20 protein-coding genes are annotated in these 25,029 nt (G+C 49.9%); all 20 read left to right on the plus strand.

The annotated features are described in order from the left end of the window. The first annotated feature begins 47 nt into the window (after positions 1-47). The 20 genes from ACYVC2_RS02665 to ACYVC2_RS02760 all read left to right on the plus strand — a co-directional run bounded on the left by ACYVC2_RS02665 (position 48) and on the right by ACYVC2_RS02760 (position 25,027). Positions 48-2,993, plus strand: a complete 2,946-nt coding sequence (locus ACYVC2_RS02665) for a T9SS type A sorting domain-containing protein (protein ID WP_461100729.1) — start codon at positions 48-50, stop codon at positions 2,991-2,993. A 171-nt stretch (positions 2,994-3,164) separates the two neighbouring features. After that, positions 3,165-5,339, plus strand: coding sequence for a T9SS type A sorting domain-containing protein (locus ACYVC2_RS02670; protein WP_461100730.1), 2,175 nt, complete (start codon positions 3,165-3,167; stop codon positions 5,337-5,339). Positions 5,340-5,517: 178 nt separating this feature from the next. Next, positions 5,518-5,889 (plus strand): NADH-quinone oxidoreductase subunit A, encoded by a 372-nt coding sequence (locus tag ACYVC2_RS02675; RefSeq protein ID WP_461100731.1) that lies wholly within the window; start codon positions 5,518-5,520, stop codon positions 5,887-5,889. An 80-nt stretch (positions 5,890-5,969) separates the two neighbouring features. Next, a complete protein-coding gene (locus ACYVC2_RS02680; RefSeq protein WP_461100732.1) occupies positions 5,970-6,524 on the plus strand; it encodes an NADH-quinone oxidoreductase subunit B in 555 nt (184 codons plus the stop codon). 95 nt (positions 6,525-6,619) lie between these two features. Next, entirely contained in the window at positions 6,620-7,120 is a 501-nt protein-coding gene (locus tag ACYVC2_RS02685) for an NADH-quinone oxidoreductase subunit C (protein ID WP_461100733.1), read from the plus strand. A 77-nt stretch (positions 7,121-7,197) separates the two neighbouring features. Continuing rightward, positions 7,198-8,430 (plus strand): NADH dehydrogenase (quinone) subunit D, encoded by a 1,233-nt coding sequence (gene nuoD / locus ACYVC2_RS02690; protein WP_461100734.1) that lies wholly within the window; start codon positions 7,198-7,200, stop codon positions 8,428-8,430. A 51-nt stretch (positions 8,431-8,481) separates the two neighbouring features. Next, a complete protein-coding gene (locus tag ACYVC2_RS02695) occupies positions 8,482-8,985 on the plus strand; it encodes an NADH-quinone oxidoreductase subunit NuoE family protein (RefSeq protein ID WP_461100735.1) in 504 nt (167 codons plus the stop codon). 7 nt (positions 8,986-8,992) lie between these two features. Continuing rightward, the gene (gene nuoF, locus ACYVC2_RS02700; RefSeq protein ID WP_461100736.1) at positions 8,993-10,333 is read left to right on the plus strand and encodes an NADH-quinone oxidoreductase subunit NuoF; all 1,341 of its coding nucleotides are present in this window, start codon (positions 8,993-8,995) and stop codon (positions 10,331-10,333) included. 66 nt (positions 10,334-10,399) lie between these two features. Next, positions 10,400-11,485, plus strand: coding sequence for an NADH-quinone oxidoreductase subunit G (locus tag ACYVC2_RS02705; protein WP_461100737.1), 1,086 nt, complete (start codon positions 10,400-10,402; stop codon positions 11,483-11,485). A 38-nt stretch (positions 11,486-11,523) separates the two neighbouring features. Continuing rightward, complete coding sequence (gene nuoH, locus ACYVC2_RS02710) at positions 11,524-12,678, plus strand: NADH-quinone oxidoreductase subunit NuoH (RefSeq protein ID WP_461100738.1); 1,155 nt, start codon at positions 11,524-11,526, stop codon at positions 12,676-12,678. A gap of 62 nt (positions 12,679-12,740) precedes the next feature. Then, positions 12,741-13,307 (plus strand): NuoI/complex I 23 kDa subunit family protein, encoded by a 567-nt coding sequence (locus ACYVC2_RS02715; RefSeq protein WP_461100739.1) that lies wholly within the window; start codon positions 12,741-12,743, stop codon positions 13,305-13,307. A 68-nt stretch (positions 13,308-13,375) separates the two neighbouring features. After that, complete coding sequence (locus ACYVC2_RS02720) at positions 13,376-13,933, plus strand: NADH-quinone oxidoreductase subunit J family protein (RefSeq protein WP_461100740.1); 558 nt, start codon at positions 13,376-13,378, stop codon at positions 13,931-13,933. 138 nt (positions 13,934-14,071) lie between these two features. Beyond that, positions 14,072-14,914, plus strand: a complete 843-nt coding sequence (locus ACYVC2_RS02725) for a CE1 family esterase (RefSeq protein WP_461100741.1) — start codon at positions 14,072-14,074, stop codon at positions 14,912-14,914. 118 nt (positions 14,915-15,032) lie between these two features. Beyond that, the gene (locus ACYVC2_RS02730) at positions 15,033-16,211 is read left to right on the plus strand and encodes an acetyl-CoA C-acyltransferase (RefSeq protein ID WP_461100742.1); all 1,179 of its coding nucleotides are present in this window, start codon (positions 15,033-15,035) and stop codon (positions 16,209-16,211) included. Between the two features lie 183 nt (positions 16,212-16,394). After that, positions 16,395-18,206 carry an acyl-CoA dehydrogenase family protein gene (locus tag ACYVC2_RS02735; protein WP_461100743.1) on the plus strand — a complete coding sequence of 604 codons (1,812 nt, stop codon included), beginning with the start codon at positions 16,395-16,397 and terminating at the stop codon, positions 18,204-18,206. Positions 18,207-18,339: 133 nt separating this feature from the next. Beyond that, positions 18,340-18,825 carry a GyrI-like domain-containing protein gene (locus ACYVC2_RS02740; RefSeq protein ID WP_461100744.1) on the plus strand — a complete coding sequence of 162 codons (486 nt, stop codon included), beginning with the start codon at positions 18,340-18,342 and terminating at the stop codon, positions 18,823-18,825. A 104-nt stretch (positions 18,826-18,929) separates the two neighbouring features. Further along, the gene (locus ACYVC2_RS02745; protein ID WP_461100745.1) at positions 18,930-20,087 is read left to right on the plus strand and encodes a Gfo/Idh/MocA family protein; all 1,158 of its coding nucleotides are present in this window, start codon (positions 18,930-18,932) and stop codon (positions 20,085-20,087) included. 231 nt (positions 20,088-20,318) lie between these two features. Beyond that, positions 20,319-22,622, plus strand: a complete 2,304-nt coding sequence (locus ACYVC2_RS02750) for a TonB-dependent receptor (RefSeq protein WP_461100746.1) — start codon at positions 20,319-20,321, stop codon at positions 22,620-22,622. Positions 22,623-22,705: 83 nt separating this feature from the next. Beyond that, the gene (locus ACYVC2_RS02755; RefSeq protein WP_461100747.1) at positions 22,706-24,088 is read left to right on the plus strand and encodes an HmuY family protein; all 1,383 of its coding nucleotides are present in this window, start codon (positions 22,706-22,708) and stop codon (positions 24,086-24,088) included. Positions 24,089-24,148: 60 nt separating this feature from the next. After that, positions 24,149-25,027: a heme/hemin ABC transporter substrate-binding protein gene (locus ACYVC2_RS02760; protein ID WP_461100748.1), complete on the plus strand. Its 879-nt coding sequence runs from the start codon at positions 24,149-24,151 to the stop codon at positions 25,025-25,027. Positions 25,028-25,029 lie beyond the last annotated feature (2 nt).

Raw genomic sequence — 25,029 nt, forward strand, 5'->3', positions numbered from 1 at the left:
GGGCTACGTCTTAATTATCTATGAACTATATCTATAGGATAGCCAGAATGGCTTTTTTTTTGCTATTTCCTTCCCTGGCAATCGCTCAGATTCAAGTATCCTTTCCAACAAGCCGAGCCGTTTTTCAACGAAATAATGCAGGGCAGGCCACCATCCGCATCACCGGCTATTACACATCCTCGCTGACGCGTGTAGAAGCGCGGTTGCAGGCTCGCGATGGTCAGGGCCAATCGACGGACTGGCGTACGATTCAGGATAATGCCTCCGGTGGCGTATACGCAGGCGATCTACAGGGACAAGGGGGTTGGTACAACCTCGAAGTGCGTGGCATGAATGGCGATCAGCAGGTTGGCAGCACAACTGTAATCGAACGTGTTGGAATCGGCGAAGTCTTCATTATTGCCGGCCAGTCCAATGCACAGGGGATTCATCAAAGTGCCCCTAACCCTGGAAATGACCGGGTTAACTGCGTTAATTACCAATATCCACCGACTGGTTTTCCAAACGATCCACCAACACCTGTCTTTTCTCAACTCGATAATTACGCCGGTTTTACCATTTCCCCCCGTGGAGTAGGTAGTTGGTGCTGGGGCCAGTTGGGCGATCTACTGGTTAGACGTTTGAACGTACCCGTTATGTTTTTCAATGCCGCTTTCGATGGCACGGCAGTTCAGAACTGGCGGCAGAGCGCACCCGACGGAGGAACGGCTTTCAGTGTATACAATGGACAGCCATACCCGCCCCGTCAGCCATATATCAACCTGAAAATAGCGCTTCAATTTTACGCGAACATGCTGGGAGTCCGGGCGGTTCTGTGGCATCAGGGCGAAGCCGATAATCTCATCAACACACCCACCAGTCAATACGTAAGTGATTTACAGTTGGTAATCAACCAGGCTCGCCGAGATTACAACAGAAATATGGCGTGGGTCGTAGCCCGCGCTTCATATGGCGATTTTATTGGCGGAGTCGATGCTTCTATTACGTCTGCCCAAGACATTGTTATCGGCTCTACCGGAAATGTATTTGCCGGTCCCAACACGGATGCTATCCAGGTTCCCCGCCAACGCCCTCCCCTCTTCGACGTCGACGGGTTGCATTTTGATTATAATGGCCTTATAGATGTTGCCAACGCCTGGAATAACAGCCTGAATGATTCATTCTTTCAGTCGTCCACTCCTATCGATCCGACGCCAGCCCCTACGGTTTCGATTGCCTGTGGAGGTAATAATAATCTTCGAATTACGCTTAACGGCAATTATTCCAGCATTCAGTGGGATTCGGGCGAATCAGGCAATACCATAACCAAAGGCCCGGGCATATACCGGGCAAAAGTTAAAGACGGCTTAGGCAACACAGCTTTTTCTACTCAGATTAGTGTACCGAACGTCGTTGCCGCTGTAGCCGACAACGGACTTCCTTATGTCTGTGCAGGCAACAGCTTGAATCTGGTGACCAATTACTCAACTATTACCTGGGTAAATCAGCAGAATAACGCCACTGTCAGCAACAATCAGACTTTTTCAACGAATACAGCCGGAGCGTACTACGTTCGTTATCGAGACGTAAGTGGCTGCGATTTCACCTCAAATGTGGTGGACGTCAGTATTAAACCGCTGCCCGAAACGCCGACCATCGCCAACGCCAAACCGACTACCTTCTGCCAGGGTGATAATACCATCTTACAAACCAGCGCGGATAATATACGCTACAACTGGAGCGATGGCCAACAAAACAAAGTGATTACAGTAGGGGCTTCGGGCAGCTATTTTCTAACAGTAACCGATCAGTTCAACTGTACATCGGCTCGCTCGAACACCATTGTAGTAACCGCTAATCCGGTACCTGCTAAACCAGTCATCGCCACAAGCGGGCCTACTACCTTCTGTGCTGACCGCAACATTACCCTAACGGCTCCGCAGAATGTAGCTTATCAGTGGACCAGTGGGCAGGCGACTCAGAGCATTACCCTGAACACATCAGGAAATTACGCTGTCAGAACCAGTAATCAGTTCGGCTGTACGTCGGAGCAGTCTGACATTATTACGATCACTGTCAATCCATTACCAGCTTCACCTTCGGTTACGGCTGGCGGGTCGACGACTTTCTGCGACGGTAATCGGGTTACGCTCACAGCGGCCAGCCCGCTCGACGTGGTCTGGTCAAGTGGTCAGAATGCGAAAGCGATTGTGGTTACCTCGTCGGGTAATTATGCTGCGCAGGCCCGTGATCAGATTGGTTGTTTGTCGCCATATTCAACGGTTATTTCAGTAAAAGTCAATCCCTTACCTAATACACCGACCATTCTGGCCAGCCCCGACCGGATCATTTGTGAGGAGTCGAAGGCTACCTTACGGGTCGATGGTCCTTATACCGTTTTCTGGAGTACGGGCGATTCGACACAGCGGATTACGACCGGTACAGCTGGTACCTACTCGGCTAAAGTTCGTGACGTAAATGGCTGTATTTCGGCTCAAGCGGGTAATATTGCCGTCGAATTAAGAGCCCTGCCTGATCCACCGACAGTCAATATCATTGGTACCTATACACTTGAGGCTGTCAGTTCTTCAAACGGTACAGAATTTCGCTGGTACCGGGGTACTGATTCGCTGGCGGCTCAGACAGCTATTATCAAGGCTAACCAGACGGGAAATTACACCGCTCGATCGTCTGTAATTTATTCGCCAGTATTAACCTGTTTTTCGCACCCATCAGCTCCTGTTTCCTTTACCATCGACCCCAACAACCAGGGGCTCAGCATTTACCCAAACCCCAACCCTGACAAAATCATCGTTTTGGAAACCCAGGAGAATCTGGTAAATGCTACAGTAACTTTATTCACGCTCTATGGCCAGCTAGTTTATTCAACGGCGGTCCCACTTTTCGACGAGCGCAAAAGGCTGGTGCTGTCTGGTTTACCTTCCGGTTCGTATCTATTGCGTGTTCAGGCGGCCGACTTCAACGTTTCCAAGCGAATTATACTTGGATTGTAATATTAATTTCACATATACCGTTTAATCTAAAAAATTAGCCCTAATATTGCACTTTACCGGGAAACTAACTTGTACGAAATCTGTCGGTAAAGCCACCATTTGGCTAGGGGTTGCGGATAGATTCTTAGGCCAGGTGACTACTGGTCCGTGCAACTTATTGATTGATATCAGATGAAAAACCGCTATTCTTTATTATCCCTGTTTATGCTTGGCCTGATGGCTGTCAGCTCGACAATATCAGCTCAGACTACTCAGGCACTTAAAATCACGTACCCGGAAAGCCGGGCCATATTTCAGCGAGAGAACGACAACACCAGTACGATTTATGTATCGGGCAGTATTTACCAACCGACCGACAGTGTGCAGGCCAGGGTGCAGGCAGAAGAGAATGGCCAGGGATTGAACACCGATTGGTTCACCATCCAGAAGAACCCACAAGGTGGGATTTTTCAGGGTGGGCTAAAGGCCAAAGGCGGTTGGTACCGGCTGGAAGTTCAGAGCTTTGCAGGTGGCAAAGTCATTGGGACCGATGTCATTCGAAAGGTCGGCATCGGTGAAGTATTCATTATCACGGGTCAATCCAACGCGCAGGGTTTTCAGAATTACGGGGCTATGGGAGCTGGCGACGACCGGGTCAACTGCGTAACGTATGACAATAGCGTAGCCAATTCGCTCAACGATCCACCAGCGCCGACGTTTCAGCAGTTGAGTGCGACCTCCCTGATTGGCCCTCGTGGTCAGAGCGCCTGGTGTTGGGGCGTATTAGGCGATCTGCTGGTGAAGCAATACAATGTTCCGGTGCTGTTCATCAATACAGCCTGGGCGGGTACCACGATCAAAAACTGGCAAGAGAGTTCCAACAATCAGATCACCAAGAATATTTTTGCCATTGGCACGCCTAATGAAAACTTTCCTCCCGGAATGCCTTATGCCAATTTAGCTATCGCTCTGCGCTACTATTGTTCGTTACAGGGTCTGCGGGCTGTTTTATGGCAGCAGGGCGAGACAGACAATATCCCGCTGAACTCGACCAGGAAAGAATACGCCGAAGCCATGCAGTATATTGTCAATAAGATCCGGGCCGACACCGATCGGTACACGGCCTGGGTGCTGGCCCGATCGTCTTACAACGTAGGAAAAGTTAGTCAGGACATCATTCAGGCACAAAATGATGTCATAAATACATACAACAACAACGTATTTGCCGGTCCTTTTACAGACAATATCCAAATCCCGCGCTTCGACGAAGTACACTTTGGCAACCGGCCAACCAACAATCCGGGCGATAAAGGACTGAATGATCTGGGTCAGGCCTGGTACGAATCGCTCAATGCGGTGTTCTTTGCCAGCTCCCGGCCGCTACCACCCTTGCCTCCTCCATCGCTTACTGTAGCCTGCGGTTCGTCGAACAGCACCCTGACGTTAAGCTTACCAGTTGCTTACAAATCCTATACCTGGAATTCTGGCCAGGCTACGCAGACCATCACGGTTACCCAGCCGGGTCTTTATCGGGCGACGGTTAAAGATCAGAAAGGCAATACGTTTCTGACCCCCGCTGTTGATGTACAAAGCCCAATTCAACCCGCAACGCCAACCATTTCGCTGGCTCGCGACGCGGCTAAAGTGGCCGACAGGCAGCAGCAAATATGTACCGACTCGACTCTGGCTCTGATCGCTAATGTAGCGACCAACAGCATAGGGCTCTGGACCAGCGGCACGGCCGTTACAGCCAGCCGTACGTACACATTAAATAAGGCAGGCGACTACTCGCTCCAGGCGCAAAATATTTATGGCTGTAAATCCGCCCAATCGGCGCCCATCAGCCTGATCGTTCGGCCCAAGCTGCCAACGCCAAGCATCGAACAGATCGGGGCTTACACTTTACAGGCCGTACTGCCCACTCCTACAGGCGGCCAATCGGATCTATTTGACTGGCGACGGGGGGGCGAAGCTATTGCTCCAACCAGTGCTGTTGTAAAGGTGATTGTCTCGGCCAATTATTCGGCCCGCGCCAGGTCGACTTTCACACTGAATAATAACAGCCTGACTTGCTATTCGGATTACAGTACGCCGAAGGGTTTCACCTTCGATCAGTCGAACGGAGGGTTGAGTGTGTATCCGAATCCATCGTCGGATGGCCGGATAACCCTCGAAACGATCGAAGATCTGAGTAATGCCGAAGTTTCGGTGTTTTCGCTAAGCGGTCAACTTCTCTTTACCAGCCAGATATCTTCTTTCAACGAACGGAAAGCTATCGATCTGACGGGTCTATCCCAGGGCGTTTATCTGGTTCGGGTCAAATCGGCCGGTTACGATGTTTCGCGTCGTTTTATCATCAACCGATAAAAACAGATTGTTAATTTACGCCACAGCCCCGCCATCTGGTGGGGCTGTGGCCTTTTAGGCCAGATAGTTTTCACTATTGCATTTTTGAGTGTATATTTGATGTATGGCAAACTAGTATTGCCAGCGTTCGTCATTGGTTTTATCGTTACCTTTGCGTTCGTATTCTCAACCTAATTCTATGAATGCAACTTATGTTCCGGCCGATTATCTGCCGGTGCTTATTCAACTTGGTCTAGCACTGGGGTTCATTGTGACAACGATGCTCGTTACCCACGCTATCGGGCCTAAGCGCCATAGTCAGAAAAAGGACGATCCGTTCGAGTGCGGGATTCCAGTTCAGGGTGATGCCCGTACTCCCATTTCCATTAAGTATTTTCTGATTGCGATTCTGTTCGTTCTCTTCGATGTAGAGGTCATCTTCCTGTATCCCTGGGCTGTCAATTTCAAAGGACTGGGAATGACTGGTTTTGTTGAAATGGTTCTGTTTATGGGCCTGCTGCTGGCGGGTTTCTATTATATCATTCGCAAAGGCGTTTTAAAGTGGGAATAAGGCCTTTATCGCGAATTTTAAAGCGCATTTATTCGTTGTTATAATAACCAATTCAACCGCAACGGCGGACCGAGTTTTTCATGGCAACAGATATTAAGATGGCCGATGCTTCTGCGGTTCCAGCAAGCTACGATGGGCCGGGCTTTTCAGCTACTTCTTTCGATAAAATTATTGGACTGGCCCGGGCAAATTCGCTCTGGCCACTTCCGTTTGCAACCTCCTGCTGTGGCATCGAGTTTATGTCTACCATGGCATCTACCTACGATTTAGCGCGTTTCGGTTCGGAGCGTCCCAGCTTCTCTCCGCGACAGGCAGATATGTTGCTGGTAGCAGGAACCATCGCCAAAAAGATGGGGCCCATCGTCAAACAGGTTTATCTGCAAATGGCCGAACCCAGGTGGGTTATAGCCATCGGAGCCTGTGCTTCAAGCGGTGGTATTTTCGACACCTACAGTGTTTTACAGGGTATCGACCGAATTATTCCTGTAGACGTGTATGTACCAGGCTGTCCGCCCCGACCGGAGCAAATTCTGGAAGGCGTCATGCAGGTGCAGGAACTGGCAAAAAATGAGTCGCTCCGTCGGCGCAATACAGACGAGTACCAGAAGCTTCTGAACTCGTATAATATTCAGTAAGTGAGCATACCGTGCACGAGGTTCGTTCCTGAATCTTCAACTCATTCGTAAAGCGGGCAGCTCAGCTTCATTATTTATCCATTGATTCATTGACGATGCTAACCAACGAAGAAGTTGCACAGACCATAATCAATCAGTTTGGTGAGTCTGTTAGTGACTTTGATGATCCGTACGACCTGCTGACCTTTTCGACCAGCCCCGATCAGATCGTTTCGCTTATTTCGTACCTGAAAAGCCATGCCAGCTATCAGTTTGGCTTTTTGACGGATATTACGGCGATTCATTATCCCGACTCGGTGGGCCGGGAGTTTTGCGTCGTTTATCATCTTCACAGTCTGACCAACAATTTTCGGCTGCGGCTTAAAGTGTACCTAACGGCAGACGATGTGCACATTCCAACCATGACACCGCTGTTTGCAAGCGCCAACTGGATGGAGCGGGAAACGTTCGACCTGTTCGGTATCATCTTCGATGGTCACCCCGATCTACGTCGAATCCTGAATATGGAAGAAATGGATTACTATCCCATGCGTAAAGAGTACCCACTTGAGGACGGCACGCGTGAAGATAAGATTGACGCATTGTTTGGACGATAAAAAGAGTTTTCAGTTTGTAGTTTTCAGTTACCCTACAACTGACGAACCGTAGACTGAAAACCGAAAGATCTTTAAACATGGTTTCTGAAGAACTCGATATTGCTAAGAATAACCTGCCCGCCGAACAAGGTCCCGTTCAGTACGTCAACGAATTGACAACGCTTAACCTTGGTCCGACGCACCCCGCTACCCACGGTATTTTTCAGAACATTCTTCAGATGGATGGCGAAAAAATCGTGTCGGGCGAACAAACGATCGGGTACATCCACCGGGCATTCGAGAAAATTGCCGAACGGCGCCCTTTTTACCAGATCACCACCCTTACCGACCGGATGAACTACTGTTCGTCGCCTATCAACAACATGGGCTGGCATATGACGGTCGAAAAGTTGTTGGGCATCGAGGTTCCCAAGCGGGCGCAGTATATCCGTGTGATCATGATGGAGCTGGCTCGTCTGGCCGATCACCTGATCTGCAACGGGATTCTGGGCGTCGATACGGGTGCTTTCACCGGTTTTCTGTATATCTACCAGGAGCGGGAAAATATTTATGAAATTTACGAAGAAGTCTGCGGGGCACGCTTAACGACCAATATGGGTCGGATTGGCGGCATGGAGCGTGACCTCTCCCCTACGGCCATTCGCAAGATTAAGGAGTTGCTGGTTCGTTTCCCCAAGGTACTTCGTGAGTTTGAGAACCTGTTCAATCGGAACCGGATTTTCATGGACCGGGTCATTGGTGTGGGTGGTATTTCGGCCGAACGGGCATTGAGCTATGGCTTTACCGGACCGAACCTGCGAGCTGCCGGTGTCGATTACGACGTTCGGGTAATGAATCCGTATTCGTCCTACCAGGATTTTGAATTCGATATTCCCGTTGGTCAGAGCGGTGATACATATGACCGGTTTATGGTCCGGAATGAAGAAATGTGGCAGAGTCTGCGCATTATTCAGCAGGCTATCGATAACCTGCCCGAAGGATCGCATTATGCTGACGCTCCCCAATACTACCTGCCTCCGAAACAGGAAGTGTATAAAAATATGGAAGCCCTCATCTATCATTTTAAGATTGTGATGGGTGAGATCGACGCCCCGGCTGGCGAAGTGTACCATGCGGTCGAAGGTGGCAATGGCGAATTAGGCTTTTACCTGATCAGCGATGGCGGCCGGACCCCGTATCGATTGCACTTCCGTCGTCCGTGTTTTATTTATTATCAGGCCTATCCGGAAATGTGCAAAGGGCTGACCCTGTCCGACGCCATCGTAATCATGAGTAGCATGAATGTGATTGCGGGTGAGCTGGATGCTTAAGTTTCGAGCCTGCGGAATTAAGTTTTTGAGGATGAATACCTGCTGTGAATAATGACGACAGAGACAAATAACCCCGCCGTACAATTTACGCCGGAGCGGTTGGCAAAGGCAAAAGAAATTATAGCTCGTTACCCCGAAGGCAGGCAGAAATCGGCCTTACTACCCTTACTACACTTACTACAGGAACAGGAAGGATGGACGAGTCCTGAAGGCATGGATTATGTAGCCCGGATGCTTGACATTCAACCCATCGAGGTGTACGAAGTAGCATCATTCTACACGATGTATCACCTTGACCCAGTCGGCAAGCACGTCATCGAGTACTGTCGGACAGGTCCCTGCTGCCTGATGGGTGGCGAAGAAGTATACGACCATTTGAAACAACGCTTAGGGATCGATGCCGGTCAAACTACGGTGGATGGTCAGTTCACGCTGAAGGAAGTAGAATGTCTGGCGGCCTGCGGTATGGGACCCGTGTTTCAGATTCGGGAAAAATACTACATGCACCTGACCAACGAGCGCGTGGACGAAATTATTGACGAATTGTCGAAATAACCCCCTCATGGCTATCAAGATATTAACGGAACATATCAATACGTCTGGCATCGAAACCTTCGATGTGTATCGGCAAAAAGGTGGATACACAGCCGTTGAAAAGGCGTTAAAGACCCTGACACCGGATGCCATTGTTGAAGAGGTCAAGAAAGCGGGCGTTCGTGGGCGCGGGGGCGCTGGTTTCCCGATGGGCATGAAGTGGAGCTTTCTGGCGAAGCCGGAGGGCGTTCCCCGCTATCTGGTTTGCAACGCCGACGAATCGGAGCCTGGTACGTTCAAAGATCATTACCTGATGAAAAATCTTCCTCACTTGCTGATTGAGGGAATGATTATTTCGTCGTTTGCGCTGGGCGCCAACAAGTCATTTATCTATGTTCGGGGTGAGTTGATGTACGTCATTAACATCCTCGAAAAAGCGATTGCCGAAGCGAAAGCGAAAGGTTTTCTGGGTAAGAATATCCTAGGCAGTGGCTACGACCTGGAACTGGTCGTGCAACCAGGTGGCGGAGCTTACATCTGTGGCGAAGAGACCGCCCTGCTTGAGTCGCTGGAGGGTAAGCGGGGCAATCCCCGAAATAAACCCCCTTTCCCAGCGGTAAAAGGTCTTTATCAATGCCCGACCGTTGTCAACAACGTTGAGTCGATTGCTACCACGCCCTGGATCATCAATAACGGGGGCGACGCATATGCCGCCATCGGGATTGGCCGCAGCACAGGTACTAAACTTATTTCGGCTTCGGGCCACATCAGAAAACCGGGCGTTTACGAAATCGAGCTTGGCGTACCGGTCGAAGACTTTATTTATGCCGATGAGTGGTGCGGTGGCATCCGTCCAGGCCATAAATTCAAGGCGCTCGTAGCCGGAGGATCGTCGGTTCCCATTTTACCAGCCAATCTGGCATTGACCCTGGCTAATGGCGACAAGCGGTTGATGAGTTACGAATCACTGTCAGACGGTGGCTTCGCAACGGGGACCATGCTTGGATCAGGCGGATTTATCGTTTTCGACGAAACTTCCTGCATCGTGCGGAATACCTGGAATTTCTCCCGTTTCTATCACCACGAATCCTGCGGTCAGTGTAGCCCCTGCCGCGAAGGAACGGGCTGGATGGAAAAAGTACTGCACCGGATCGAGTACGGCCACGGTCATCAGCAGGATATAGATTTACTGGTCGACGTATCCAAAAAGATCGAAGGGAATACCATTTGCCCGCTTGGTGATGCGGCTGCCTGGCCCGTTGCCAGTGCCATTCGCCACTTCCGGGACGAATTTCAGTGGCACATCGATCACCCTTCTGAAGCGACTCAGCCAGGCGCCGTTTATCGGGGCGAAATGGCACTTGTATAATGTAACGCGGCCCGAAAGCCGCGATTCAATGATGAAATTTAGCGGCTTTCGGGCCGCATTGTAGATATGGAAGACGTAAAGCCGCAATTACTGAAAGTAACTATTGACGGAATAGAAGTCGAAGTTGAGCCAGGGACAACTATACTACAGGCAGCCCGTAAGATTGGGCCGTCGGTAGCGCCCCCAGCCATGTGTTATTACCAACCACTGAAAGGTAGCGGTGGAAAGTGTCGGGCTTGTTTGGTGCGGGTAGCAGCCGGCTCGGCTAAAGATCCACGGCCCATGCCCAAGCTGGTAGCTTCGTGTCTGACAGCCGTGCAGGACGGTATGATCGTTGAAAACGAAACCAGCCAGCAGGTTATCGATGCCCGCAACGGTGTGGTTGAGTTTCTGTTGCTAAACCACCCGCTCGACTGCCCCGTTTGCGACCAGGCTGGAGAGTGTGATCTTCAGAATTTCGCCTTTGACCATGGCAAGGCAACGACCCGATATGAAGAGGATCGCCGGACATTCGAGAAACACGATATCGGCCCCTACATTCAGTTGCACATGACGCGTTGCATTCTGTGCTATCGCTGTGTGTACACTGCCGATCAGATTACCAACAAGCGTGTTCATGGAGTGTTGGGCCGGGGTGATGCCTCTGAAATCGGCACGTATATTGAAAAAGCAATCGATAATGATTTCTCAGGTAATGTCATTGATGTTTGCCCGGTTGGCGCGCTGACTGACAAAACGTACCGCTTCAAAAACCGCGTGTGGTTTACCAAGCCAGTCGATGCCCACCGCGATTGCCCAACTTGTTCGGGAAAAGTAACCCTGTGGTACCGGGGTGAGGAAGTCATTCGGGTAACGGCTCGTAAAAATGAATGGAGCGAGGTAACAGAATTTATTTGCAATACCTGCCGCTTCGACAAAAAGAAAACCAGCGATTGGGTTATCGAAGGGCCTACGAAGATTTCACGGAGTTCAGTAATTTCAGCCAACAAGTATCGTGCAGATACGATAAAACCAAGCTTTGGCCAACGGCTGGCAGCAGCGGAATACAAACCTATCGATGATGGCCGGGACACGTCACAGTTAACAATCAAGCAACTTCCTCCCGAACGTTTCGCTAAAGTGCTGCCTTCCGCCCTCGAACCCGAGCCTTAACTGATAGGTCAACCTGACTAAAGAAGCTTTCCAAAAACATGGATCTAACCGTATTGCTCGTCAAAGGGCTCATTATCCTTGTCATTTTCGCGGTCACCCTCGGAATTGCCGCTTATTCTACCTACGCTGAGCGTAAGGTAGCCGCTTTCTTACAGGACCGAATTGGTCCAAACCGGGCAGGCCCTTGGGGCTTGCTGCAGCCCATTGCCGATGCGGGAAAAATGTTCTTCAAAGAAGATTTCATTCCGTCGCAGGCCAGCAAATGGCTGTTCATTCTGGGCCCTTGTCTGGCTATGCTAACGGCGCTGATGTCGAGTGCTGTCATTCCCTTTGGAGATACCATTAAGTTTGGTAGCTACACAATTCCAATACAGCCGATCGAAATTAACATCGGAGTTTTGTACATTTTTGGGGTCGTATCACTGGGAGTTTATGGCATCATGGTCGGTGGCTGGGCATCGAACAATAAGTTCTCGCTGCTGGGTGCCATCCGGGCGGCTTCCCAGAATATCAGTTATGAAATTGCGCTGGGACTGTCGCTGATCGCCATTCTGATGATGACTGGCTCCTTATCGCTTCAGGCGATCATCAACGAACAAGCCTCCTTTTTCGAGTGGAATGTTTTCACTCAGCCTTTAGGCTTCGTTATTTTCCTGACCTGCGCTTTTGCCGAATGCAACCGTACTCCATTCGATCTGCCCGAGTGCGAAACAGAGCTGGTCGGCGGCTATCATACGGAGTACAGCTCAATGAAGCTGGGTTTCTATCTGTTCGCCGAATACATCAATATGTTTGTGTCATCGGCATTTATCTCGGCCCTGTATTTTGGTGGGTATCACTACCCGTTCATGAATGAGGTTGGTCGGGCGCTTGAAAATTCGTTGGGTGCCGTTACAGGACACAACCTGGCAACGGCCATCGGCGTCGTTGTCTTCTTCGGTAAGATTTTCTTTTTTATTTTCTTCTTCATGTGGGTTCGCTGGACGCTACCCCGTTTCCGTTACGACCAGTTGATGAACCTGGGGTGGAAAACATTTATCCCCCTGGCTATTCTGAATGTAGTTGTGACGGGCGCTGGTTTGCTGTATAATTTCAAATACTCAACCTGGCTGATTGCCGTGATCATGATTGTTCTGGCGGTTATGTCGACGAGCCGTACCCCTAAGCGGGAAATTGTGCCACAGAGAGGGTAAGACGGTTTGTGGCGTACATTCTTACTGAATAGCGGCCCATGAACTACGAACTATAAACTATTATGCAATTAACAAACCGATCTAAACAAGTCAGCAACAAGGAAATGACGCTGGCGGAAAAGATGTATTTGCCAGCCGTAGTGGGCGGTTTGGCAATTACGATCCGCCACTTCTTCCGCAAGAAGCCGACGATTCAATATCCGGAAGTAAAGCGGTACCTGGGCCCGATTTATCGGGGGCAACATGTACTGAAGCGTGATGAGCAGGGGCGCGAACGTTGCACCGCCTGCGGTTTATGCGCAGTTGCCTGCCCGGCCGAAGCGATTTCAATGGTAGCAGCCGAACGCAAAAAAGGGGAAGAAAACCTGTATCGGGAGGAAAAATACGCTGCTGTCTATGAGATTAACATGCTGCGCTGTATTTTCTGTGGCCTGTGCGAAGAAGCCTGCCCCAAACAAGCAGTATACCTACGCCACGATCGTATGGTTCCTGTTTTTCAGGAGCGTAATGAAATAATTTACGGTAAAGATCGGCTTGTCGAGAAAATGGACGATCGGTATGTCCGTGACAACAATGCAGAAGTAAAAGCAACACCGACCGAACCAAGCCTGACTAGAGCAGCTACGTAGTAAAGAGCCACGGCCTATCATTCAACAGGTATTGAATGATAGGCCGTGGCCACAAAAGACCATCACTCATGACAGAGACACTTAACTTCTTTAAAACCCTGACCCCCACCGGATACTTGTTTCTGGGGCTAACGGTCGTTACGCTTTTTAGCGCTATTGGAGTCGTAACGGCTCGTAACCCAATTTATAGTGTACTGGCCCTGATTGCTACGTTCTTCTGTCTGTCAGGGCATTATATTCTATTGAACGCTCAATTTCTGGCCGCTGTCAATATAATCGTATACGCTGGAGCTATTATGGTACTGTTTCTGTTTACGATCATGTTTCTGAATCTGCGGAAAGAAGACGAAGAGTCGAAAACAAACCTGACCAAGATGATCTCAGTAGTGGTCGGCGGGATTCTGATGGTGCTACTCATCACTATTTTTCGCGCCAAAAGTGCTCAGGTGCCTACGGTGAGCAGCCAAACCCCGTTCGATCCTAAAACAGGCTTAGTCGAAAATCTGGGGCGGCTACTCTACAGCGACTATATCCTGCCGTTCGAACTGGCTTCCGTCTTATTTCTTATCGCCATGGTAGGGGCCGTCATGTTAGGCAAGCGCGAAGCAGGCGATCGTCACTTTTAATCGCTTAGATGTCCAGTCATACTACCGTTTACCATTTTGAGCCGCTCATTGAGCGGCTTTTTTTACAGTGACACAGTCCAAATTAGCTTAACTAATTATTCTATGCGTTACCCTTTTCACCTTCCAGCATTCTTTTTTATGCTTACTCTGCAATTGGCGTACGCTCAAAAGCAGGTGCAAACAGATTCGGTCCTTATTGAAGGCCATTATCGAACGTTTCACTTTATCAAATCGCCCAAACCTAATGCTATGTTAATTTTTATTCTGCACGGGTCCGGTGGCGATGGGTTAGGAATGCGAAAGGGAGCGGCAAAACTGGAAGAAAAAGTCGACGAAGAAAACCTGCTCCTGGTTTATCCCGACGGGTACAAACGGTACTGGAACGAATGCCGCAAAACAGCGAATTCAGCCGCGAATCTGGAAAACATCAATGAGAATGCTTTCTTTGAGGAGATGATCGGTTATTTCGACCGAAAGTACCTGGTCAATACCCGAAAACTATTTGCCATCGGTACATCGGGAGGTGGGCACATGGCCTACAAGCTAGCCCTGACAATGCCAGAGAAAGTCCGTGCCATCACGGCCCTTATTGCCAGCTTGCCCGATACGAATAACCTGGATTGTCTGGAGAAACGGGTTGCCGTTCCAGTCCTGATTGTCAATGGCACCAGCGACACCGTCAACCCATATGGCGGAGGAGAGGTAAAAACGAATGGAATCAGTTTAGGGCTGGTCCGATCTACCGAGCGGACATTTCATTACTGGGCGGAGTTGGCAGGTTACACCCAACAGCCGGTAAAGCAACTCCTGCCCGATGTAGACCCAAGTGATCAAAAGACAATCGAACGCTATACCTATAAAGAAAAAGGGAAACCGGAGGTTACGCTCCTGAAGGTCATCGGTGGTCACCACGACTACCCCAACGACATCAATGTTTATCTCGAAGCGTTGAGTTTTTTCAAACGGCAGTCGATTCCCTAAGGTGACTATCTCACAAAATAGTATGCTTGCATAATAATTTATACCGATTTGTGATTATTTTTATCCCTTAAGAGTTTATAAGGTAAATCCTGCTTAACCAGTAATCAGTAACTTACTTATGGATGCATACATTGTAGCCGGATATCGTACTGCCGTGGGTAAAGCACCACGCGGGGGGCTCCGCTTTACCCGCCCGGACGATATGGCGGCCGAAGTAATCAAACACTTATTGACTCAGGTACCCAACCTCGACCCAGCCCGGGTTGAAGACCTTATCGTTGGAAACGCTGTACCCGAGGCCGAGCAGGGTATGCAGATTGCCCGCTATATCGCTCTGCTATCGCTTCCCCAAAGTGTGCCTGGTATGACCATCAACCGGTATTGCGGGTCGGGGCTGGAAGCTATTGCCATTGCTTCGGCAAAAATCCACGCAGGCTTGGCCGACTGCATCATCGCCGGCGGTACGGAATCGATGTCGCTGGTACCGGTAATGGGCTGGAAAACAGCGCTTAATTATGAAATCGCAAAAACGCACCCGGATTACTATATCGGCATGGGCCTGACTGCCGAACAGGTAGCGCAACAGTTTAAGATTAGCCGCGACGCACAGGACGAATTTGCGTATGAATCGCACATGAAAGCATTGGCTGCTCAGAAAGAAGGAAAATTCTCCGACCAGATCGTCCCGATCAAAGTCAATGAAACGTACTTCGATGCCGAGAGCGGTAAAAAGAAAACCCGCGAGTGGACCGTTGCTCAGGATGAAGGCCCCCGCAAGGATACCAACGCAGAGGGATTGGCTAAACTGAAACCTGTCTTTGCGGCCGGTGGTTCGGTAACGGCCGGTAATTCGTCGCAGACTTCAGACGGGGCCGCTTTTGTGATAGTTATGTCGGAACGACTGGTCAATGAGTTGAATCTACAGCCTGTTGCCCGGATGATGTCATACGCAACGGCGGGTGTTGAACCAAAAATCATGGGGATCGGTCCGGTAGCGGCCATTCCTATAGCGCTGAAAAAGGCAGGTCTCAGGCAGGACGACATTGAGCAGATCGAACTTAACGAAGCGTTTGCCGCACAGGCCCTGGCAGTTATGCAGGAACTTAACCTCGACCGGACTAAGATCAATCCGAACGGTGGCGCCATTGCGCTGGGCCACGCGCTGGGCTCAACCGGTGCCCGGTTGTCGGTTCAACTACTCAGCGAAATGCGTCGCCGGGATCAGCAATACGGTATGGTTTCTGCCTGTGTCGGTGGTGGCCAGGGAGTAGCTGGTATTTTCGAGCGGCTGAATTAGCCAGTGTAATACGCTACCGGAACAAAACCTCCCGAAAGGCCTGACTTTTCGGGAGGTTTTTGCTTTATACTTTTCCACATACCGACGGGTAGGCAAAAAATTATTAGTATGCTTGCATACTACTTTTGAAATGAGTTTCTTTGTTATAGAATTAGTATGCAAGCATAACAAACATTCCGAGAGATGATTGCGACAGAACCCAAAGCTTCGATTAAGGGTGGCGAATTTCTGATTAAAGAGACCGCTGCCTCCCAAGTCTTTATCCCTGAAGAATTTACCGAAGAGCAGCAGATGATTGCGGCTACCTGCCGTGAGTTTCTGGAGCGTGAAATATGGCCCAGGCTCAGCGAAATCGATAATGCAAAATCACCGGAGTTGATTTCGTCGCTTATGGATAAAGCGGGCGAGTTAGGCCTGCTAGGCACATCCATACCAGAAGAGTATGGCGGATTCGGCACTAACTTCAACACTTCCATGCTGGTGGCGGAAACCACGGGAGCTGGCCATTCGTTTTCCGTAGCGTTATCGGCCCACACGGGTATCGGCACCTTGCCAATTCTTTATTACGGCAATGAGGCTCAGAAAGCAACCTATCTTCCTAAACTGGCTACCGGCGAGTGGAAAGCCGCTTACTGTCTGACAGAGCCAGATTCGGGGTCCGACGCCAATTCGGGCAAAACCAAAGCCGTTCTGAGCGAAGACGGTAAACACTATGTCCTGAACGGACAAAAAATGTGGATCACCAACGGGGGCTTTGCGGATGTTTATATCGTTTTCGCAAAAATCGATGAGAACGGCCAGACAGATAAAAATCTCTCTGCTTTCATCGTGGAGCGTGACTATGCAGGCATCACGATGAATGAGCCCGAGCATAAAATGGGGATCAAAGGCTCCGACACACGCCAGATTTTCTTCAACGACGTAAAGATACCCGTTGAAAATCTACTGTCCGAGCGGGGAAATGGCTTTAAAATCGCTGTAAACATCCTCAACATCGGCCGGATCAAACTAGGGATTGCCGCCATTGGTGGCTCGAAAGAAGTGATCAACAACGCCATCCGGTACGCCAACGAGAGAAAACAGTTCAAAACTGCTATTTCACAATTCGGAGCGATCAAACACAAACTTGCCGAAATGGCACTGAAGGTGTACACGTCCGAAACGGCTTCGTATCGCGCGGGTCAAAACATCGACGACCTGATCGAAGACCTGAAAAGTCAGGGTTCGGAAGACGGGGCAGCGAAGCTGAAAGCACTCGAACAGTTTGCCATCGAATGTGCAATTATGAAGGTACATGGCTCCGAAGTGCTGGACTATGTGGTCGATGAAGGCGTGCAGGTATACGGTGGTATGGGGTATTCGGCCGATGCACCTATGGACCGGGCTTACCGCGATGCACGCATCAACCGCATATTCGAAGGTACGAACGAGATCAACCGGATGCTCATTGTCGATATGCTGCTCAAGCGGGCTATGAAAGGTGAACTGGATCTGATGACACCGGCTATGGCCGTTGCCAAAGAGATCATGTCAATTCCCGATTTCAATTCCGAAGAGGAAGAAGGCATATTCATTGCTGAAAAGAAAGTAGTGAAAAACTTGAAGAAAGCTGCATTGATGGTATCCGGTGCTGCTGTTCAAAAGTTTATGATGACTCTTTCGAACGAACAGGAAATCCTGATGAATATTGCCGATATGGCCATCGAAATCTACGCGGCTGAATCGGTCCTGCTTCGGGTCGAAAAACTTATTGGCATAAAAGGCGAAGAAGCCGTTGCCTTACAGAAGCAAATGGCCTTGGTTTATCTACACGAGGCCGTCGAGAAAATAAATAACGCCGGTCGCGCTGCGATCACGTCCTTTGCCGAGGGCGACGAATTACGGGGTATGCTGATGGGGCTGAAACGATTCACGAAAATTGAACCGATGAACCTGAAAGATGCCCGTCGCCAGATTGCCGACGCCATGATTGCCGAGAACAAATACATTTTCTAAGCGCGATATCCAGCTAAACTTCACGAGCCAGCCCAAAAGCTGGCTCGTTTTTTATACGTAACCCTGCTGACATACCGCTGTCAGTACCTCTACCGACCTTTGCTGTGGTCATTCACCAAACCCAGTACATCCCATGACAACGCAACTGTCGATCCCTGAAAAAGCCTTATCCGTAAAAGAAATCCAACCACTCTCAGCCCTTTGCTTTACGACGACGGCTACGCTTTCGACCGTAAGACAACACGCACCTGGTGTAGCCGAGAACCTGTATCGTGAAGCCGCCCGGCTCAACCTAACCGTGGCCGGCCCCATTCAGTGGGTCTATACTGGGGTTAGTGGAAACGAAACGGCGGAGTTTCGGCTGGAGATTATCCTTCCCATCAGCCAGCCCGGCGCTCCATCCGATGAATTTTCGTATAAAGTATTTCCCGGTTTTCGGTGCGCATCGTACACCTACACAGGTCCCTGGAGCGACTTTGGCGATTTATACGACGCGCTATTTGGTCAACTTTATCAGAACGGTTATCAGAACAACGGCTCCGTTCGTGAGGTCTATTCTGTTATTAATTTTTCGAATCCGGCGGCTTGTGTGACGGAGATTCAGATAGCCCTTGTATAAAAGGCTTATTTGGCTAAGAAACAAGGTATCGGAGTTGGTAGAAAAACCAGCTTCGGTACTTTTTTTATGGTTCAGGCTCAACTGAGTTCAACTATCGGCAATCTATGAAAAAACAGCAGTTCAATTCCCGACGAAATTTTCTTCGGAATCTGGGCGCAGGCGCATCGGCTCTGTCGCTCCCCCTCCTCGGTTATGCCGATGATCAGTTTGTACAGAGTGCTGCCAGCGGCCTCTATTCGTTGAGCTCGACTCAGCCGGGTCGTAAGCTGGGAATTGCCTTAGTTGGCCTGGGGTACTATAGTACAAACTTACTGGCACCGGCACTTCAGCAAACGCAAAATTGCCGGTTAGCGGGTATCGTGACGGGAACGCCGTCGAAAGCCGACGAATGGATGAAAAAATACAACATTCCGAAAGCGAACGTTTACGATTATAAAACCTTCGATCGAATAGCTGACAACAAAGATATCGATGTAGTATACGTCGTATTGCCCAACTCCATGCACGAGGAGTACGTAGTCCGGGCAGCTCAGGCAGGTAAGCATGTCATCTGCGAGAAGCCGATGGCTATTACGGCTAAAGCGTGTCAGAATATGATCGATGCATGCAAAAAAGCGAACAAGCAGTTGGCCATTGGCTACCGGCTGCATTACGAACCATTCACCAAGGAAGTGATGCGACTTGGGCAGGAAAAGGTGTTTGGCGCCGTCAAATTCGTTGAGAGTAGCGACGGTTTTCACAGTGGTGATCCAAATCAGTGGCGTCTGAAGAAAAGCATGGCCGGCGGTGGCCCGCTTATGGACGTAGGCATCTATGCCGTACAGGGTGCCCGGTACGTAACAGGCGAAGAGCCCGTTTCGGTAACAGCCCAGTTTGCGCCAAAAACAGATCCGCAGAAATTCAAAGATGTCGAGGAAACCATGATGTGGCAATTTCAATTTCCGAGCGGTGCCGTTTCCAATTCGACCACCAGCTATGCTGCAGGTGTTGAACGGCTGTATGCTTCCTGCGAAAAAGGTTGGTTTGAGTTATCCCCCGCCTTTGGTTACGGACCTCTTAAAGGACGCACCAGCAAAGGGCCTATCGAGCAACCTGTTGTCAACCATCAGGCTGCGCACATGGACGGCGTTTGCCAGGATTTACTGGCCGGCAAGAAATTACCGGACCATGTAACGGGCGAAGAAGGCTTGCGGGATGTTCGTCTTCTACAGGCAATTTACCAGGCTGCCGAGACGGGCCGTAGAATCACGTTGAAGGCCTGATTTTTTCTTTAAGTATCTCTCTACAAGCTTTTTAAATAGTCCCGCCTGGCGGGACTATTTTTTTTGTCCTAAAACAAAATAAACACACAGATTAAATTTTATTCAGACAAATTCTAAATAATTCTTGCTTCCTTAAGATGGTTTCTTTTACATTTACACATTATTTATAATAAGTCTATATATTAATAGATACCTATAGACGCAGCTAATTACTCTTGGCTTGTAAGTTATATGAAGAATAAATGTACCCAATTGGCGCTTCTGACAAGCCTGTTGATCGGCACATACCGATCCGTATTAATGGCTCAACCAACGGCGGTCGGTAGCGTACGTGGCATAGTTCTCCTAAGCGATAGCATGCCCGGCGCCTTCGCCACCATTCAGGTTGTGGGTAACCGTAAATCTATCGTCGCCGATGTAGCAGGCCACTTTCTAATTACGAACCTGACACTGGGTAAACACGAACTACAAATCTCCGTAATGGGTCATGATCCTGCTCGTCAACTCGTATTGGTCGAATACGGGGCTCCTGCTCTCGTGACTATCCGCTTAAAAGCTGCTAACACGCAATTAAACGAAGTAGTAGTAACGGGCCAGTACGAACCACAGTCGATTAAAAAATCGGTTTACAACGTGCGGGTAATCGATAGTGAACGCATCCGCCTGCGAGCAGCTACAAACGTAATGGGTGTGCTGAATAACGAGCTGGGCTTTCGGTTTTCCAATGACCTGACGCTGGGCACGACAGACGTGCAGTTGATGGGAATGTCGGGGCGTAGCGTGAAAATTCTCCTCGATGGCTTACCAATGGTTGACCGGGGCGACACCCGTGAAAGCCTGAACCAGATCGATATCAACAGCATCGAGCGGATCGAGATTGTTGAAGGTCCCATGTCGGTTTCGTATGGATCGGATGCTCTGGCGGGAGTAATCAACATCATCACCAAACAACCGGGCACTGAGCGGCTGGGGATAACGGCCCGGATTCAGGAAGAAACGGCGAATACAGACTATAATTTACTGACCAAACAGGGGCTTCACCTGCAGACGGCGGGCGTCAGCTGGCAGAAAAAAGGTTGGAACCTGTCGGCCGGAGCGACCAACAATACCTTCGGTGGATGGCAGGGGCAATCGGTCGGGCGCGTGAAAGACTGGCTTCCGAAAGACCAGCTCTTCGGGCACGGTAAGGTAGGCTATCACAACGAAACCGTAACTATCTACTATCGGCTGGATGCCCTAAAAGAAGATTTATTGAGCCAGGGCACCGAGAATGTAAATACCCGCCAGGCGCGCGACCAGAAGTACATTACCCACCGTTATGTACATCAGTTACAGGGAGACTGGAAACTGAATGATCGCCTTCAGCTCAATGCCCAGGCGTCTTATACCGATTACCAACGCCGAACTCAAACGACGATTTTGGATTTGACCACCGGTTTGCGAACACTCTCGATCGGCGAAGGCGAACAGGATTTATCGACGTTTTCGAGTCAGACGTACCGGGCTACGGCTTCCTACAAAGTTTCAACAGCAGTTTCTCTCCAACCTGGTGTGGATATTAATCTGGATGCGGCTTCCGGCGCTAGGATTCTGGGATCACCGACGATCGACGATATGGCTTTTTTTGTTTCATCGACGCTCAGTCCAACTTCCCGAATCAGTATTCGGCCCGGATTGCGCTTCATTAAGAATTCTGTTTACGACGCTCCACCGGTTATTCCTTCCCTTAACACCAAATTTGCCCTTACTCCTACGCTGGACCTACGCCTGGCCTATGCCCGCGGGTTTCGCTCTCCAGCACTGCGCGAGCTGTACTTTAACTTCTTCGATGCCAGTCATTCCATCCGGGGAAATCCGAATCTGAAAGCCGAGAGTTCGAACAGTTTCAATGGATCGCTGGCCTGGCAGGCGCGTCAGAAGTTCAAGACCACGCTCGGTTTCTTCTACAATGATTTCAGTAACCTGATTACGTATGGCATTGACCCGAGCGACCCACGGATCTCGATGAATATCAACATCGATAAGTTCAAAACCACGGGAGGTACGCTGGAAAATGTCTTTACCTGGAGAGATTTGCAGGCCACTATCGGGTTTTCTTATATCGGTCGCTACAATAACCTGTTGACCACCTCCGATACGACCCGATACGCCGAAGGGCGGCTGCCCGCTTTCATGTGGTCGACCGAGATCAATACGAATCTTACGTATACACTCCGGAAAATCGACACCAAACTTAGCCTCTTTTATAAGTATTCGGGAAAACGCCCCAGCTATCTGGCAACGGTTAACTCCGATAATCAGATGTCAGCCACGCTCACCCAAATAGCCCCATTCCATTGGGCCGACTTCACGTTTACCAAGAGCATTTCCAGGTTTCTGACGCTTACTACGGGGGTTAAAAACCTAATTAATATTACCCGGCTGGCCAATACATCCATCGACACCGGCAGCGCTCACAGTACGGGTGGCCCGGCACCGGTCAGTTATGGGCGCTCTTACTTTCTGGGGATCAGTTTCCAGTGGTACAAAAACTAAGAATCGCTGACTAATTCCAGGCCCATACCCCGACGATAAAAATTAACTGATACAATCAAATTTCCACGATTCACTATACGCTCATGAAAAAAAGTATTGTTTGCCTGCTCCTACTGGCGGTTGGTACACTAAATGCCTGTAAAGAAAATGACCCGCCCTTACCCGACAACCTAGTCCAGTTCGAAAGCGCCGAACAAGGTCTGGATGCCACTACCAAAGAGGCTACCATCAAGCTGAAATTATCACGGGCGGTCGATGCGGCTACTCCTGTAACCGTCCAGCTAGCACCGACCGGTATTACTTATGGAGCCCAGTTTACAACTACGCCTGCTACCACCAATAACGTTCTGTCGCTGACTGTCCCGGCCGGTAGCAGCGAAACTTCATTCAAACTGACCAAGGCAGATAATATTTTCCTCAGTGGCACGGAAACCGTCGGCTTTACCATTGCATCGGCGACAAGTCCGGTGCTGGTAGGTAACACGAAACAGCTCACCGTCAAATTCACCTCGATTATCTCTTCGGGTACGACTCTGACGCTCGATGGCGGAACGGGAGGCTCCAGTGCCGTCAATGCTGTGTTTGTCGACTTGAGTAATAACGGCCAGACAACGGTGAAACGGGCAAGCTGGGACCTGGGTTTCTATTCGGGCGCTGACTTCCGGGTCGTTCTTAACAATATGACCGGTGCGAGCGCTATTGCTTTGACAAAGAACGACTTAACGCAGGTAACCGCAGCCGACACGGTGGGCTTGGTGCTTACTTTAGGCTTTGATCCGTCGGGTTTAAAACTAATCGACGACGTCTCGGGCGATATCACCAAAACGGTCATTTCAGCGGTTTCGGCTACCGATGCCGACAATAAGGTGTACATCATCAACCGGGGCACGGGTGGCTCGACGCCCACCAAAAGCTGGGTCAAGATTCGGGTACTGCGCAATGGCACAACGGGTTATACCCTGCAATATGCGGGTATCAAAGAAACGACTTTCAAAACCGTTTCGATTACGAAAGATGCGGCTTACAATTTCAATTTTGTATCGTTCGATACTGGCGCTGCGGTCAGCGTCGAACCGGCTAAAAATAGCTGGGACATCGTCTGGACCGGCGCTATTTACAAAACCAGCGATGGCACGAACGACATTCCGTACTACTTCTCGGATCAGGTATTTATCAACCTTCTGGCCGGTGTAACGGCAGCTGAGGTAATGACCAGCACGGTGAGTTACGATGCTTATAGCGAAAGCAACATTGCGGCTACAACGTTTAAGAGCGACCGCTCGGTCATTGGCGCTAACTGGCGGGCTACTACCGGCACCATTGGGGTGAAAACGGATCGCTTCTACGTGGTTAAGGATGCTGTCGGAAACATCTATAAACTCAAATTCGTCAGCTTCACAAGTCAGGATGGTGGCGAACGGGGTAAGCCTAAAGTTGAATTCAGGCTGGTTAAGCAGATCTCTTAATTTATACCTACGCCGTCCGGCGCCTATTCAGGAACCGGACGGTTTCATTTTCCTACAAGTATGCTAAACAAACTGTCTTCTCCGCAATCATGGCTTATCGGTCTGGTAAGCCTTTTCCTGGCGATTAACCTATCGGTATGTGCGGCCCAACCGCCGAAAGAGGAACCCGTCCGCATCGTCTCGCTTGATGGCACGGTCAGTGAAATTCTGTGCGATCTGGGCTTACAGTCTCACCTGATTGGTGTCGATGTGACCAGTACCTATCCTGAATCATTGAAGAAATTACCGAAAGTTGGGCACAACCGTACTATTTCGGCGGAGGGAGTTATTTCGCTGAAACCGACGCTGGTTTTAACCACGCAAAATGCCGGAACAAAACCGGAGGTGATTGAGCAGATCAAATCTGCCGGAATAACCGTCCTTTCGTTTCAGCAGGAGTACAGCATTGCGGGTGCCAGAAAGCTCATTCAGGACGTAGCCACGACCTGCCAGGTTGGTTCGAGAGCGAAACCTTTACTTAAAAAACTGGATGCCGATCTGGCACAGGTAAAAAAAGCAATGAATAGCCCGAAAGTTCTGTTCATCTACGCCCGCGGAACGGGCACGATGATGGTATCGGGCCGGGGTACTCAAGTCGATAAAATGATTCAGCTGGCGGGCGGTGTCAATGCTACGGCCGACTTCGAAAATTACAAACCGCTTACGGCCGAATCGCTGGTAGCGGCCAATCCAGACGTGATTTTGCTGTTCGATAGCGGACTCGAAAGCCTGGGTGGGCTGGAAGGGCTGCTGAAAGTACAGGGGATTACGCAGACAAACGCGGGAAAAAATAGCCGAATCGTCGACATGGATGGTCATTTGCTCAGCGGCTTTTCACCTCGCTTAGGCAAAGCTCTGCAGGAGTTAGCTCAGAAAATCACCTCGAAACCTAAAGTCTAAAC

The sequence above is a fragment of the Spirosoma koreense genome (assembly GCF_054777875.1).

Excerpts from the sequence above, each read along its gene's own strand:
- ACYVC2_RS02665 (WP_461100729.1), top strand. The coding sequence starts at position 48 with ATGGCTTTTTTTTTGCTATTTCCTTCCCTGGCAATCGCTCAGATTCAA.
- ACYVC2_RS02670 (WP_461100730.1), top strand. The coding sequence starts at position 3,165 with ATGAAAAACCGCTATTCTTTATTATCCCTGTTTATGCTTGGCCTGATG.
- ACYVC2_RS02675 (WP_461100731.1), top strand. The coding sequence starts at position 5,518 with ATGAATGCAACTTATGTTCCGGCCGATTATCTGCCGGTGCTTATTCAA.
- ACYVC2_RS02680 (WP_461100732.1), top strand. The coding sequence starts at position 5,970 with ATGGCAACAGATATTAAGATGGCCGATGCTTCTGCGGTTCCAGCAAGC.
- ACYVC2_RS02685 (WP_461100733.1), top strand. The coding sequence starts at position 6,620 with ATGCTAACCAACGAAGAAGTTGCACAGACCATAATCAATCAGTTTGGT.
- nuoD (WP_461100734.1), top strand. The coding sequence starts at position 7,198 with ATGGTTTCTGAAGAACTCGATATTGCTAAGAATAACCTGCCCGCCGAA.
- ACYVC2_RS02695 (WP_461100735.1), top strand. The coding sequence starts at position 8,482 with ATGACGACAGAGACAAATAACCCCGCCGTACAATTTACGCCGGAGCGG.
- nuoF (WP_461100736.1), top strand. The coding sequence starts at position 8,993 with ATGGCTATCAAGATATTAACGGAACATATCAATACGTCTGGCATCGAA.
- ACYVC2_RS02705 (WP_461100737.1), top strand. The coding sequence starts at position 10,400 with ATGGAAGACGTAAAGCCGCAATTACTGAAAGTAACTATTGACGGAATA.
- nuoH (WP_461100738.1), top strand. The coding sequence starts at position 11,524 with ATGGATCTAACCGTATTGCTCGTCAAAGGGCTCATTATCCTTGTCATT.
- ACYVC2_RS02715 (WP_461100739.1), top strand. The coding sequence starts at position 12,741 with ATGCAATTAACAAACCGATCTAAACAAGTCAGCAACAAGGAAATGACG.
- ACYVC2_RS02720 (WP_461100740.1), top strand. The coding sequence starts at position 13,376 with ATGACAGAGACACTTAACTTCTTTAAAACCCTGACCCCCACCGGATAC.
- ACYVC2_RS02725 (WP_461100741.1), top strand. The coding sequence starts at position 14,072 with ATGCTTACTCTGCAATTGGCGTACGCTCAAAAGCAGGTGCAAACAGAT.
- ACYVC2_RS02730 (WP_461100742.1), top strand. The coding sequence starts at position 15,033 with ATGGATGCATACATTGTAGCCGGATATCGTACTGCCGTGGGTAAAGCA.
- ACYVC2_RS02735 (WP_461100743.1), top strand. The coding sequence starts at position 16,395 with ATGATTGCGACAGAACCCAAAGCTTCGATTAAGGGTGGCGAATTTCTG.
- ACYVC2_RS02740 (WP_461100744.1), top strand. The coding sequence starts at position 18,340 with ATGACAACGCAACTGTCGATCCCTGAAAAAGCCTTATCCGTAAAAGAA.
- ACYVC2_RS02745 (WP_461100745.1), top strand. The coding sequence starts at position 18,930 with ATGAAAAAACAGCAGTTCAATTCCCGACGAAATTTTCTTCGGAATCTG.
- ACYVC2_RS02750 (WP_461100746.1), top strand. The coding sequence starts at position 20,319 with ATGAAGAATAAATGTACCCAATTGGCGCTTCTGACAAGCCTGTTGATC.
- ACYVC2_RS02755 (WP_461100747.1), top strand. The coding sequence starts at position 22,706 with ATGAAAAAAAGTATTGTTTGCCTGCTCCTACTGGCGGTTGGTACACTA.
- ACYVC2_RS02760 (WP_461100748.1), top strand. The coding sequence starts at position 24,149 with ATGCTAAACAAACTGTCTTCTCCGCAATCATGGCTTATCGGTCTGGTA.